The organism is Sulfurovum sp. TSL6, assembly GCF_019972115.1.
In the GTDB taxonomy this organism is placed as follows: Bacteria; Campylobacterota; Campylobacteria; order Campylobacterales; family Sulfurovaceae; genus Sulfurovum.
In genome coordinates, this window is the sequence record NZ_BPFJ01000002.1 from 172,773 (window position 1) to 186,188 (window position 13,416).

At 37.7% G+C, this 13,416-nt stretch carries 13 protein-coding genes; 1 reads left to right on the forward strand and 12 read right to left on the reverse strand.

Going from position 1 to position 13,416, the window contains the following annotated elements:
• Positions 1-55: 55 nt before the first annotated feature.
• Both LDM93_RS05795 and LDM93_RS05800 read right to left on the reverse strand, forming a co-directional pair.
• Complete coding sequence (locus tag LDM93_RS05795; RefSeq protein ID WP_223891226.1) at positions 56-718, reverse strand: response regulator transcription factor; 663 nt, start codon at positions 716-718, stop codon at positions 56-58.
• A complete protein-coding gene (locus LDM93_RS05800) occupies positions 699-2,348 on the reverse strand; it encodes a cache domain-containing protein (protein WP_223891227.1) in 1,650 nt (549 codons plus the stop codon). The genes LDM93_RS05795 and LDM93_RS05800 overlap by 20 nt, the downstream gene beginning before the upstream one ends.
• 196 nt (positions 2,349-2,544) lie before the next feature.
• Here LDM93_RS05800 and ppa point away from each other — a divergent pair, with 196 nt between their 5' ends.
• Complete coding sequence (gene ppa, locus LDM93_RS05805) at positions 2,545-3,063, forward strand: inorganic diphosphatase (protein WP_223891228.1); 519 nt, start codon at positions 2,545-2,547, stop codon at positions 3,061-3,063.
• 54 nt (positions 3,064-3,117) lie between these two features.
• On the opposite strand, the gene LDM93_RS05810 is transcribed toward ppa, so the two are convergent.
• The 10 genes from LDM93_RS05810 to LDM93_RS05855 all read right to left on the reverse strand — a co-directional run bounded on the left by LDM93_RS05810 (position 3,118) and on the right by LDM93_RS05855 (position 13,413).
• The gene (locus LDM93_RS05810) at positions 3,118-3,888 is read right to left on the reverse strand and encodes an N-acetylmuramoyl-L-alanine amidase (RefSeq protein WP_223891229.1); all 771 of its coding nucleotides are present in this window, start codon (positions 3,886-3,888) and stop codon (positions 3,118-3,120) included.
• Positions 3,889-3,920: 32 nt separating this feature from the next.
• Positions 3,921-5,090: an N-acetylmuramoyl-L-alanine amidase gene (locus tag LDM93_RS05815; RefSeq protein ID WP_223891230.1), complete on the reverse strand. Its 1,170-nt coding sequence runs from the start codon at positions 5,088-5,090 to the stop codon at positions 3,921-3,923.
• Positions 5,074-6,183 (reverse strand): nitronate monooxygenase, encoded by a 1,110-nt coding sequence (locus LDM93_RS05820; RefSeq protein ID WP_223891231.1) that lies wholly within the window; start codon positions 6,181-6,183, stop codon positions 5,074-5,076. Before LDM93_RS05820 ends, LDM93_RS05815 begins: the two co-directional genes overlap by 17 nt.
• Positions 6,183-7,382 carry a tyrosine--tRNA ligase gene (gene tyrS, locus LDM93_RS05825; protein ID WP_223891232.1) on the reverse strand — a complete coding sequence of 400 codons (1,200 nt, stop codon included), beginning with the start codon at positions 7,380-7,382 and terminating at the stop codon, positions 6,183-6,185. The genes LDM93_RS05820 and tyrS overlap by 1 nt, the downstream gene beginning before the upstream one ends.
• A 17-nt stretch (positions 7,383-7,399) precedes the next feature.
• Positions 7,400-9,553 (reverse strand): bifunctional (p)ppGpp synthetase/guanosine-3',5'-bis(diphosphate) 3'-pyrophosphohydrolase, encoded by a 2,154-nt coding sequence (locus tag LDM93_RS05830; RefSeq protein WP_223891233.1) that lies wholly within the window; start codon positions 9,551-9,553, stop codon positions 7,400-7,402.
• A 6-nt stretch (positions 9,554-9,559) separates the two neighbouring features.
• On the reverse strand, positions 9,560-9,766 hold the full coding sequence (locus LDM93_RS05835) for a DNA-directed RNA polymerase subunit omega (protein ID WP_223891234.1): 207 nt from the start codon (positions 9,764-9,766) through the stop codon (positions 9,560-9,562).
• Positions 9,767-9,791: 25 nt separating this feature from the next.
• Positions 9,792-10,499, reverse strand: a complete 708-nt coding sequence (gene pyrH / locus LDM93_RS05840; protein WP_223891235.1) for a UMP kinase — start codon at positions 10,497-10,499, stop codon at positions 9,792-9,794.
• Between the two features lie 70 nt (positions 10,500-10,569).
• On the reverse strand, positions 10,570-11,940 hold the full coding sequence (locus LDM93_RS05845) for a murein hydrolase activator EnvC (protein ID WP_223891236.1): 1,371 nt from the start codon (positions 11,938-11,940) through the stop codon (positions 10,570-10,572).
• Entirely contained in the window at positions 11,937-12,752 is an 816-nt protein-coding gene (locus tag LDM93_RS05850) for a cell division protein FtsX (protein WP_223891237.1), read from the reverse strand. Before LDM93_RS05850 ends, LDM93_RS05845 begins: the two co-directional genes overlap by 4 nt.
• Positions 12,739-13,413, reverse strand: a complete 675-nt coding sequence (locus tag LDM93_RS05855) for a cell division ATP-binding protein FtsE (RefSeq protein WP_223891238.1) — start codon at positions 13,411-13,413, stop codon at positions 12,739-12,741. The genes LDM93_RS05850 and LDM93_RS05855 overlap by 14 nt, the downstream gene beginning before the upstream one ends.
• Positions 13,414-13,416 lie beyond the last annotated feature (3 nt).

The window sequence follows — 13,416 nt, forward strand, 5'->3', positions numbered from 1 at the left end:
AAATTATATGTGTGTATATTGGTTACAATAAGGAGAGATAAATGTATCAAAAAAGTTACATTTGTTTAGAAAGTGTATATCCCACACCCTTCAGTGTTGTGATGAGATCTTCTTTTAGCACTTGACGGAGCCTGTGTATCTCTGCTCTGATGATCGCATTATCTACAGGACTGTCATCCCAAGCATAGTGTCTGAGCATTTCAAAGTCAACCACCTTATTTATATTTTTTGCGAACAGATCCATGATCTGTAATTGTTTTTGTGTAAGTAACTGCTCTTCCCCATCAAACAACAAAGATTGATTTTCTGCATCATAGCTGTACATCTTTGATATCTTTATAAAGCTTTTTGCCCTTATATCTGCCATTTTTAACAATCTTTCAATGTGCAAACTTAACTCTTTGAGATGAAAAGGCTTTTTCAAATAGTCATAACAACCTAATGCATAGGCCTGGCTTATCTGCTCTATCTCTGTAATAGCAGAGATAAAGATCGTAGGAACATAGATCTTTTCTTTTTGCAGTGTGTCAAGTAAAGAGAGTCCATCCATACTTGGAGTGTTGATATCGAAGATAAAAAGATCATAGCTGTTCGAAGATATATTCTCATAGGCTTCCTGTCCATCTTCAAATGCTGTCACTTCAAACCCGGTGTCAGACAAATATTCTTTTATAGCGCCCTGGAGCATTAATTCATCTTCAAGTAATAATACTTTCATCCTGCTCCTCCTTTTTAAATCTATAACTGAATACTGTCATTTTATCATCAGATTGTACTTCTATTTTAACATGTTCTTTTTGACATATCGTGTGGACTATTTCCAGTCCCAATCCAAATCCACCCCGAACATCGTTCTCACGTTCGAATGACTTAAAGATCCGTTCCGTATCATCTATTTTAGGAGAATGCCCTACAAACTCTAACACAATCTCTTCTTTTTCTTCTTTCAGTACAACCTTTACATCGGTGCCTCGGTCGGCATATTTGATAGCGTTCGATAGATTGTTATCTACAATTCTTTGTAGTTCTTCCGGACTAAAAAAGATCCAAATATCATTTTGGATCTCAGAAATAATTTGATGTTTATTCCCCAACGCTATTTCAGAGAAAAAGTCCACTCGTTCCTCAAGAAAAGCAGACATGTTCAAATGTTTTTTTCTATAGGTCACACGGTTTTTTTTCACCATATAACTCAAGTCATCATAGATATTAGAGATGATCTTACTTGCCGCTTCTATTTTAGTAAGATATTTGTTTTCCCCTTCTTTCATTTTAAACAGATCAATATGGGTCATGATCACTGCCAAAGGCGTATTGATCTCATGAATAGAGTGTTTGATAAAACTGTCTTGTGCCTTCACTAATGAAGCATTGAAATCTTTCTCCTGCTCCAGTAAGATATTTTTTTCACTCAGATCTTTTGTTTTTTGTTCAACTTTTGATTCGAGTGTAAGGTTCAACTCTTTGAGTTTCTGGTTTCTTTGTTGAATAACACGGATCATTCTATTAATATAATGTACCATTTTTTTAAACTCAGAGAGTCGTATATTTTCTTCATCTATCCTTTCATAGGTTGATGCAGCTTTTTCGAAATAACGGTTAAATAATGATATCTCTTTGTTAAGTATATGATTTGTAAGGATAATGCCTATCATCCCTACTATAAATAGAATCACCAATAGCAACGCCATTTTGAGGGAATATTGGTCAAGTCTGTTTTTGAGTATTTCCCTTTGCATTTGAATATGTTTTTCTACTTCATCAAGATAAACACCCGTTCCTACCATCCAACCCCAGGGTTCAAATGATTTCGCATAAGAGATTTTCGGACTTAATAGACCTGTCGTAGGCTTTAACCATTGATACTCAACAAACCCACCCTCTTTAGTCCGTGAAATATCTATAAGATCTTTGATCACCAGCACACCATTGGTATCTTGAGTGTCATAAAGATTTTTACCTATATTCTGTCTTTGGATGGGATCAGAAAGAACAATGCCGTTAAAATCATAGACAAAAATGTACCCTGTACCATCTTGACGTCCGTAAAGTTCTTCTATGGCATGAAGTATTTGTTTTTTGACTGTTTCTTCATCTTGTACTTTATCTTTAGAGGCATAGGCATCCTTGATAAAATTGAGCACCCGTGTGGTATCAAAAACAATCGTATCTTTTTGTTTTTGAATAAATTCAGAGTGCATACTTTCAGCTTCAATTTCAAAATTTCGATACTCTTTATAGGCAACAATCGCTGCAAACACTATGATGACCATAAGCATCATAAGCATACCAACTACATGAATACTTGCAATCGTTTTATTTTTTAAAAAATTGATACTACTCTCCATCTGCAGTGGAAGTATGAGTCAATCTCCCCAACTTCACTGCCATCTGCTTTAAAATCATAACAAGAATCGAAACGTATTTTTTACATATGATGCTGTCTATTAAACTTTATTATATGTAAGATAATACCATGATTTGATAAACTATTTATGATATTTATGATAGAATCTCCAAAATTTAACCTATGGAGATGTTCAAATGGATATTACTAAAATCGGATCTGGCGAAAACCCAGATGCTGTAAAAGCAATTATCGAAGTACCACTTAACTCAGCTATCAAATACGAAATAGATAAAGATTCGGGTGCTGTTGAAGTAGATAGAGTACTTTACTCTGCTATGCACTACCCTGCAAACTATGGTTTTGTTGCTAATACATTGTCAGATGATGGTGATCCGGCTGATATCCTTGTACTGTGTGATTATCCGCTGCAAGCTGGTTCGTACATCAAATGTAGACTTGTAGGTGTACTCATGACAGAAGATGAAAGTGGTGGAGATGAAAAACTTATCGCTGTTCCTACAGAAAAAATAGACCCAACCTATAAAAATATTCAAGACTTAGGTGATGTGCCAGAGCATACACTGAACCGTATCAAAAACTTCTTTGAAACATACAAAATGCTTGAGCCTAACAAATGGGTAAAAGTATCTGGTTTTCAAGACAAGGCAGCTGCAACAGCTATCTTGGACAAAGCCATTAAAAACTACAAATAATGTAGTGTGTCATTCTCGGGACTTCTCCCGGGAATTCACTATTATCCCATCAATCTAAAATCCAATTTCTCTTTTTCTATTATCCAAATATCTATTTACCCCTTCAACAATCCCCTCGGCGATCTCTTCTTGATAGTCTGATGTAAAAAGCCTTTCACGTTCTTTAGGATTTGTCATGTATCCGACTTCTACAAGTATAGAAGGTCTGCTGGCTCCAACAAGTACATAAAATGGCGCGGGTCTTACTCCACCGTTTTTTACATCATCATAGTCGCTGTTTAAATGCTTCATAATATGATTTTGAACATCTATGGCCAGCTTATGAGACTGTATGATCTTAGGTCCGTTCAATACAGCATCAATAATAACCTCTTGACTTAACCTATCCGTACCTTTTAAGACGGATGCATTTTCTCTCGCAGCGATTCGTTGTGACTTTTCATCTCTGGTTTTTTGTAAAAAGTAAGTCTCAATACCTTCAACTTCATCATAACGACTTTTATCGCTAATGGCATTGGCATGTATCGAGATAAAAACCTTCGCATCTTTCCTGTCTGCAATTTTCGTACGTTGCCCAAGTGTTAAAAATCTATCTCTGTTTCGTGTAAGATAGACTCTGTAACCTTCACTTTTAAATTCTCTTTTAAGTTTTTTTGTAATTTGAAGAACTAGATCTTTCTCTTTCTTATTATCACAAGATGCCCCACAATCATGTCCACCGTGTCCTGCATCTATGACAACAAGACTGTCTGACCTGTCAACATTGGGACCACCACAGCCTAACAATAAAAGTAGTGTACTCAATCCAACTATAAGTTTTGTCATTTGTTATCCTCTTTTAAAAAGCATATCATTCATCACAAGTCAATTTCTTTTTTTCTATTATGTAAATAGATATCTACTCCCTCAGCGATACCTTTTGCGATCAGTTCCTGATAACGTGGAGTAAAAAGTCTTTTACGCTCTGTAGGGTGTGAAATATACCCAACTTCTACCAGTATGGAAGGTCTACTGGCTCCCACAAGTACCCAGAAGGGTGCATGTCTCACTCCACCATCCCTCACACCTTTATATCTTGTATGCAAATTGGTCATGATCCTTCGCTGTACGTCAATTGCCAGCTTATTGGATTCAACAATTTTTGGTCCGGAAAGTACCGAATCAATGACCACATTACGACTTAGTTTGTTCATACCTTTCAGTACGGCTTTATTCTCCCGTTGTGCAATACGCTGAGATTTTGCATCTCTTGTTTTTTGTAAGAAAAACGTTTCAACTCCCTGTATCTTATTGCGTTTTCTTTTAGGTACTGAGTTCGCATGGATAGAAATGAACACGGCCGCATGATTCTTGTCTGCAATTTTTGTACGCTGTGGAAGTTTTAAAAAGCGATCCTTCTTGCGTGTCATATGTACAGAGTAACCCTCTTTTTTCAATTGTCTCTCGAGTCTTCTTGATATTTGAAGCACAAGATCTTTTTCTCTTTTTCCTCCCCCTATCGCACCTGTATCATGTCCACCATGTCCTGCATCTATCACAATAAGTTTATCTCTATTCGATCGAATCAATGTAGACTTTTTTGTCACTTTCTTAAACTTACCATTCGGTTTTTTATAGCGTTTGGCAGGTAATACACTGCTATCTTTAGGTAATGATATATGATAACTGTTATTTGAAAAAAATGGTTGATAAGCTATAGGTTTTGAAGATCGATAACCTGTGATCACCACACGTACGGTATTGGTCTTATTTTGAGCCAAGCGGACATGCGGTCCCAGTCCCAGGGGCACACGACTATGAGCAAGACGTGTATTTTTAAAGTCGTAAATTTCTCTATGAGGATTGCCAAGTGTAAAGTGTTTGACACTCTTTTTATTAAAAGGTTTAGAAAAAAAGAGACGCAGTTCATCTTTTTTGACAATAGCCTTCTGTAACTTGATCACGCTGGGGAACAGTAGTGTATTCAATAACAGCAGTAAAAGAAAAACCCTACTTATCTTAGGCATAATTTTACTTATCTTCTCCATTCATCAATTTATCCATCAGTTCTTTCACTGTGATGATCTCTGTAAGACGATACCCATTGGCACCCGTAAAAAAAAGTCCAGTCTCTTTGATCCCGTCATACGCATCCGTCAGTCTATCTGCAATACAATACCCTACAATCTTCGCCTCTTCACCACGATGACATGGTGCAACACAGTTTGAGATACATGCTACTTTTGGTGCTGTTCCCTTTTCTATATCTTCATGAAGCTGTGTTCTTACACCACGGGCAGGGTACCCTACTGGCGATTTAAAGAGTTTGATATCCTCTTCTTTTGCATTAATAATAATATCTTTCATGACTTGACTTGCATCACATTCCACTGTACCTATGAAACGTGTACCCATTTGTACGCCATCTGCACCCAGTTCCATCATTTTGACAATGTCATCATGATCCCATACACCACCAGCAGCGATAATAGGCATAGAACCCCAGTTTTTAGCTTCCTCAACCACAGGAGGCAAGATCTTTTCTAACTGATTTTCAGGCATAAAGCACTCTTCATACTTAAAGCCCTGGTGTCCACCGCTAAGCGGTCCCTCAACAATGACAGCATCAGGAAGTCTATCATGTGTTTTTTTCCAACGACGACATAAAATACGCAATGCTTTGGCAGTAGAGACAATGGGGACCAAGGCTACATCAGGATAGTTCTTCGTTGCTTCAGGCATCGTGAGTGGCAAACCTGCACCAGTGATGATAATATTTGCCCCAGCCTTACATGCATCTTCTACCACACGGTTGTATTCACTTTGTGCATAGAGTACATTCGCGGCTAAAGGTTTATCCCCACAAATTTTTCTTGCATTTTCAAATATTTTTTTAAGTGCTGGATAAGAGTAAAAGTTGATCGCATCAAGGGGTCTGTGCTCTTTACCTACCATCTCTTTATCATGAAGGAATTTTCTCTTTTTATAAACACCCGTTCCTACAGCAGAGATGACACCCAGGCCACCCTCTTTTGAAACAGTACCGGCCAATTGATCCCATGATATACCAACACCCATACCACCTTGCACAATAGGTTTTTCAATGGTATATTTTCCAATTTTCAAAGATTTAAATGCCACTATTTTACCTTCACTTTTGCAAATTTTCTTTTTCCTACTTGCAAGATATACTCTCCTGCTGTAAGATTTAACTTCTCATCAGAGATTTTTTTCTGATCAATGCTCACTGCATTTTGCTTAATATCTCTTCTTGCTTGAGAAGTAGAAGGTTCAATACCTGCATCGACTAATGCCTTACATATCCAGATACCCTCTTCAACTTCTACTTCATTCATATCGGTTGGGAGTTGGTTCGATTTAAATACATTATCAAACTCTCCTTTGGCTAGTGTAGCTAACTCTTCATTATAAAACCTTGTAACCAGTTCAAGTGCCAGGTTTTCCTTCACTATTTTAGGGTGAAGTGTGCCCTTTTGAACATCCTCTTTCATGGTAGCGATATCATCAAGTGATTTTTCACTTAAAAGCTCATAATAACGCCACATTAATTCATCAGAAACTGAAAGTGTTTTGCCATAAATATCTTTAGGTTCTTCCGTGATACCTATGTAGTTGTTCAAAGACTTACTCATCTTCTGTACACCGTCCAATCCTTCCAAAATAGGCATCATCAGAACCGCTTGTTCTTTTCCTACATTGTATACACGCTGAAGATGTCTTCCCATCAAAAGATTGAATTTCTGATCTGTTCCGCCGATCTCAATATCACTTTTGAGCTCCACAGAATCATAACCCTGAAGTAACGGGTATAAAAATTCTGAAATAGAAATACTCTGCTCGCTTTTAAAACGTTTTGTAAAATCATCACGCTCAAGCATACGTGCTACACTAAAAGTGGTGGTTAAGGCAACCATCCCGGCAGCACCCAGGGCATTGAGCCAAGTGGAGTTGAACACCACTTCTGTCTTACTCTCATCAAGAATATTAAACACTTGTTCCTGATACGTTTTTGCATTTGCCATAATGGTATCGTTATCAAGTACTTTTCTTGTTTCACTCTTACCGGTAGGATCACCTATCGTTGCAGTAAAGTCACCGATAAGAAGTTGTACCCTTCCACCGTGGTTTTGAAATACCCTAAGCTTTTGAAGAAGTACAGTGTGCCCCAGGTGCAGATCTGCACCTGTTGGATCAAATCCTGCCTTTACTGTATACGTACTGCCATCATCATAATATTTTGAAACCAATTTCTCAATACGTTCCATATCTATAACTTCTGCAGTACCTCTACTGATCTCTTCTAATGCTTTTTGTACCATTTTTACTTACCCTCTGTTTATTTATTATATGCGTCATCTAAACTAATGATCTCTATCAGTTTAAATTGTTGCGAAATTTTTTCTGCAAGAATCTGCCTTTTAGGCTCATTGCTCTCAACTTCTATCTGACAGAATTCTGCCTGTTCTGAATTTCTAATGCCTAACTCTATACTCAAAATATTGAGATTCAGATCAGAAAGTTTTGACAGTAGATCTGCCAAAATACCTTTTCTGTTTTGAAGACTTATAGTAAGTCTGTATCTAGAGAGTTTGGAACCACTCCAACTCACATAGACCATCTCTTGCCCCTCTAAGATTTTTTCGTAGGCTTTCTTGCATAATTTGTGGTGTATAATAGCTTTACTACCCTTATAAAATGCAACGATCTGGTCTCCAACTTTAGGATGGCAGCAATAATCAAACTCTACACCGTCTATAGGCTTGTTCGTAAAGAATCTAAAGTGATCTAACTCTTTGATATATGGTTTTTTATACCCTTTTTTAAGCAATTCCCAAAAGCGCACTACTTTGGTACCCATGTAATCCGCTACTTTATGTATGGTCTCTTTATAATAATCAAGTTGAACCGGTAATTTATAGATCGAATCATTATGGTCTATACTTTCTAAAAGGTCTTTCATGGCACTACTTTCTTGGGAAAACAAGGTTCCCAAAATATTGTATGCACTTAAGGTATCTGACTCTTTTATTCTGGCCCTGCATGAGCTTCTTATCCCCTCTTTTGCTCTGGATGTTTTTACCGTGTCCAGCCATGAACAGTGAAGATGCGGTTTATTATCTTTAAGGATCTTCACAATGTCCCCATTTTTTAAAATGGTCAAAAGTGATGCCTTCTGTTTGTTCACCAAAGCTTCTGAAGCGTTTGCACCGACTTCAGAGTGAACTGCATAGGCAAAATCCAGTGCGACTGAACCCTTAGGTAACGTAAAATAATCTCCTATAGGTGAGAACACGGTAATATCTTCGGAGAAAAGATCTTGCTTTGCCAACTCATAGAACTCTTCTATGGATTCATTTTGATAATGTAAACTCTCCAACCATGCCAGATTTACATTACTGTCTCCATCTTTATATTTCCAGTGTGCAGCGACACCATACTCTGCAAGTCTATGCATCTCTAAAGTCCGTATCTGCGCTTCCACGATCCCTTCTTCAGAAAACAATGTGGTGTGAATGGTCTTATATCCATTTTCTTTCGGTACAGCTATATAATCTTTAAACCTGGATATAAGAGGCGTAAAATTCAAATGTACAAGTCCTAGGACCTTGTAACAGTCTATCGGTTCTTTCACAATAATACGGACCGCCAGTAGATCAAGTACTTCTTCTATACTCACACCTTTACGGTGCATCTTTAAATAGATAGAATAATAATGTTTGACCCTTCCGATAATCTCAAAATCATCTTCATCAAACCCGTCTTTTACCATCGTATCTTTCACATTTTGAATAAAGGCATTGAGTTTAAACTTCAAATTTTGTGCATTAGACCTCATATACGTATCTATGCTTTTATAATCTTCAGGGTAGATATAACGGAAACTCAAATCTTCCAAATGATTTTTAAGTCTGGAGATACCCAGTCTATGCGCAATAGGTGCATAAACTACGAGCGTTTCTTCAGCAATACGTTTTTGTTTTTCAACGCTCAATGCATCCAGTGTGAGCATGTTATGCAATCTGTCACAAAGCTTAATGACAAGGACACGTACATCTTTGATAGAAGCGACAAGCATTTTTCTGAAACTAAGTGCAGAGTTGATCAGTCTTTCATCAGAGCCTGAAGGGATCAACTCTTCATCACGAATTTCAACGATCTTAGTGAGTCCCTCAACCATATGTGCCACATCATACCCAAATTCACGTTCTAACTCTTCAATCGTAGCACTTGTATCTTCTACTACATCGTGTAAAAGAGCAGCCTGTACCATCATTTCATCATTAGATATCTTCGCAGTGATCGCTGCGACTAAGATAGGATGAACGATATAAGGCTCTCCGCTTTTACGTATTTGTCCTTTATGTGCTTCGTGTGAAAGTTCGAGTGCTTTAGTGGTTGCAGGTAGGGGGGATGGGAGCTGTTCCCAAAGAAGGGCACTTGCCCCTTCTATAGTATCTATATTTTTAGCTTTATCTAGAAAAGCATCCAAAGGAGTTTAACCTTCTAGGCTTACAGTGATTTTACCTTCAGCTATTTCTTGAAGTGCAATATCTGCATATTTCATGCTTGATGTATCGATATCTAAGAGTACTTCAGCACCGTTAGCGATAGCTTCTGCTCTTTTTCCCACTGCATTTGCAAGAAGGTATTTATCAAAATCGACCTTTTCAAGTGCTTTTGCTGTTAATTGTTCTGTTCTCATATTATTTCCTTTATTATTTCATTCTCTATTTTACAACCGAACAAAGGGTCATATCACCTTTGACAATTGCAAGAAGATTACCTTTTTCAAACATGTTACACACAACAATAGGTAATCCATTCTCTTTAGCCAAAGCAATGGAAGTATCATCCATAACCTTAATATTATCTGCCAATGCCTGGTCATACGACAATGTATCAAGTTTCACAGCATCATTGAATTTATTTGGATCTTTGTCATAGACACCATCGACCTTGGTTGCTTTGATAAGAAGATCAGATTCTATTTCAGAGGCTCTTAAAGTCGCAGCTGTATCTGTTGTAAAATACGGGTTACCTGTACCCCCGGCAAATACAACCACACGTCCTTTTTCCAAATGTCTTCTTGCACGACGTACAATGAACGCTTCACCGATCTCTTGCATATCAATAGCAGACTGGAGTCTCGCTTCAAGCCCTGCATGTTCCAATGCCTCTTGAATGGCCACACCGTTAATGACAGTGGCCAACATACCCATATAGTCACCAGATGTTCTCTTAATGATACCATCCGCAGCAGCGCTAACACCACGTATAATGTTACCGCCACCCACAACGATGCCTACTTCAACACCATTGTCTACAAGTTCTTTAATCTCACCTGCAATAAAATTTAGAATCTGAGTATCAATACCATACCCTTCTTCACCCGCTAATGCTTCACCAGAAAATTTTACTAAAACTCTTTTAGTCACAGATGCACCTTTATATAATTTCGCGATTATATCTAAATGTGGTTTAGGAGGGGTTTAAACTCTCCAATGCCTATATGGTTATCAGCCTCAAGGGGTTTATATGCTTAGAGTCTTTTGTTGCTTGAAAAATGAGTTTTTCATTGACTTTTCCTACCACATATCCTTTTTGTATCTTTGCACCGACATGTATGGTAGGCGCAATTTTAGAAAGTCCTGCATAGACTGTATGTATCTTACTGCTATGAGAAACAACCACGACATTGCCCAGCATGCTGCTTTTCCCGGCAAACACCACTTTCCCGTTCAATATATTTTTGACTTTTGAGTTTGGTACAGGCGACTTGAGCGTGATAGACTCATTAAAGATCTTGATCTTGTAAATAGGATCTACATAAGTACCAAACTTTTTGATAAGCCTTGCTCCTGCTGGTAATGGAGATATGGTTTTTCCACCTCTGTAGGCATAGGTTTTAGACTTTTGATAAGAAGAGTTGACCTGTCGTACTTTTTCACTCTCTTTATACACTTTTTGTTTCGCTTTCTTCGCTTCAGATGCAGCTAAACGTGCTTTTTTTCTCTCTAGTTCTGTTTTTGCTTCTCTTAACTCTTCTTGTGCCTTTCTTTCCTTTGCACGCGCCAATGCTTTTGCTTCACGTATCTCTCTTTGTCTCTCTTTTTCAAGACGCATCGCTTCTTTCTCAGCTTCAGCTCTCTTACGTGCTTCATTGACTTCTTTTGTATGTAGGATATTTAGTTTTGCCAGTGTAGACCGAAGAGAGTTCTGTTTGTCCACTATCTTTGCAAGTTTTGTATTGTATTTTTCCTCATCCGAAGCAAGCTTTTTACGTAACTTTTCTTTTGCTGCCTTTTTTTGCGCATACTCCTCCCTTTTTTCAACAATACGCCCGATCTCATTTTTTGTTTTATTGCGTAAATAGACTTTGTCCTCTTTCTGCTTTTTAAGCTTTTCTATATCGGTCTTGAGGGCAGCTAACATTTTGGCATTATGGTTTTTATATGCAATATATACTTCATGTGAAAGTATAGATTTTTGCGTGGGTTCATGTGATTTTTCCATAGCAAAAACGATAGAAAATTGTTCAGAAAGCAAAGAGATGAACGCTTGATGTTTTTCTTCTAATGCCTGACTTGTACTCGCTAACTCTTTTTCTGATTTAATGAGTTCGGTTTTTAACACTGCATACTTTTTTTCTGATTTTTTTTGATCTATCTCAAGTTCACCTATTTTCTTTTCAAGATCGACAATATCTTTTTCTGCAGCTTGTATCTCCTTAGCAATTTTGTTGATCTGTCTGCTTGTCTTTTTTTTAGCAGCCGATGTTGCAGAGAGTTTTTCTTTAGACTTTGCGATCTTCGTAGTCGTTGATGCACTATAAAGCAATCCTATAGCTACAAAACAGATCAGAATCAAGGATCTCACTCCTGTACTCCCTTACTGCTAAATACAACCGTATACACAGCAATAATAACGATCAATATGGAAGAACCTAACAAAATACCGATATCACTAACCTTAAAAAGTGCTTCCTGGTTTTGCACCATGATGTCTATACCGCTTTGCACAGCCCAGTAAAACTTGGTATAAAAGAAGATCCCGGAGACCAATAGGGTCGAAAATATTGCATCTATGAAAGCCACTTTGAAAAGTATACCCGAACGAAGCATCAAAGGTGCACCAAATATCTCCATGACCTGCATACGCTCTTTATGTGCATATTTCCAGATCTCCATCTGTTTGATAATCAAAAACAGGCTCACCACAGCCATAAAAGCAATAAATACTTTCAATATAAACTTAATAAATGAGAAAAGTCTATAATTGGACTGATAACTGCTGCCAAATGTCTCAATTTGTTTAATATTAGCATCCGCTTCAAGATCTTTTTTGATCTTTTCCAAGCCTGAAGTATGAAGATACGAATCTAAACCAAGATTATAAAAATAAGGAAGCGCGGCCAATATCTCTTTGCTGCTACTTTGACTGATCCCTTTTGCCACTTCGGAAACGATGCTCTCACGTTTGATCTTTTCTGCTGTGCTGATATGATCATTCAATGATTGAAAAGCAGAGAGCTCCATAGGCTTTTTTGTCACAGCAAGCATAAAATAGCCCTCTTTGAGCCCTTTTTCATACGTGTCTGTTGTACGTTCAAATACCAGATAAAACTCAATACCCAATAAAATTGCCATAAGCGGTAAAATAAACATAAGATGGTTTTTAATGAACTTCATACACACCCTTGCTCTCTATAATAAAATGTCTGTAAGGTAAAGAGAAGATCGTTGGAATTTTGTGTGTTACGACCAACACTGTTGTATCGAGTTGCTGGCATGCATTTTCCATCAAATCCCAGATCACATTGGATGAATAATCATCAAGGTTACCCGTAGGTTCATCTGCCAATATCACCACTGGATTTTTAGCCAATGCTCTTGCAACACCCACACGCTGCTGTTCTCCACCACTTAATTCCAAGGGATACTTGTCTGCATGCTCCGGGAGTTTTACATGTTTAAGAAGTCTTCGTGCCTGAGTATCCTGTATCTCGCTATCGTATCCTGCTATCATTAACGGTAAAACAACATTTTTTTTCACCGTCCATTCATTCACAAGTTTATAATCCTGGAAAATGATACCCATATGGGTTCTAAGTTCTTGAAGTTTACGTTGACTTACATGTGCCAGATCAAGTCCACCCACAACAAGGTTGCCTTCACTCGGTCTTAACTTTCCGTACAATGCTTTAAGCAGTGTAGATTTACCTGAACCACTCGGTCCGGTAATAAAGACAAACTCACCCTTTTTAATGCTGAAATTGGCATCTTTAATGACTTCTTTCCCTGCATTACCATAGGTAAGGGTAAGATGTGAAGCGTGGATCACATTAGACATGTT

Bases quoted from the DNA above. Each gene is read 5' to 3' on its own strand.
- LDM93_RS05795 (WP_223891226.1), bottom strand. From the start codon at position 718: ATGAAAGTATTATTACTTGAAGATGAATTAATGCTCCAGGGCGCTATA.
- LDM93_RS05800 (WP_223891227.1), bottom strand. From the start codon at position 2,348: ATGGAGAGTAGTATCAATTTTTTAAAAAATAAAACGATTGCAAGTATT.
- ppa (WP_223891228.1), top strand. From the start codon at position 2,545: ATGGATATTACTAAAATCGGATCTGGCGAAAACCCAGATGCTGTAAAA.
- LDM93_RS05810 (WP_223891229.1), bottom strand. From the start codon at position 3,888: ATGACAAAACTTATAGTTGGATTGAGTACACTACTTTTATTGTTAGGC.
- LDM93_RS05815 (WP_223891230.1), bottom strand. From the start codon at position 5,090: ATGGAGAAGATAAGTAAAATTATGCCTAAGATAAGTAGGGTTTTTCTT.
- tyrS (WP_223891232.1), bottom strand. From the start codon at position 7,382: ATGGTACAAAAAGCATTAGAAGAGATCAGTAGAGGTACTGCAGAAGTT.
- LDM93_RS05835 (WP_223891234.1), bottom strand. From the start codon at position 9,766: ATGAGAACAGAACAATTAACAGCAAAAGCACTTGAAAAGGTCGATTTT.
- LDM93_RS05850 (WP_223891237.1), bottom strand. From the start codon at position 12,752: ATGAAGTTCATTAAAAACCATCTTATGTTTATTTTACCGCTTATGGCA.
- LDM93_RS05855 (WP_223891238.1), bottom strand. From the start codon at position 13,413: ATGTCTAATGTGATCCACGCTTCACATCTTACCCTTACCTATGGTAAT.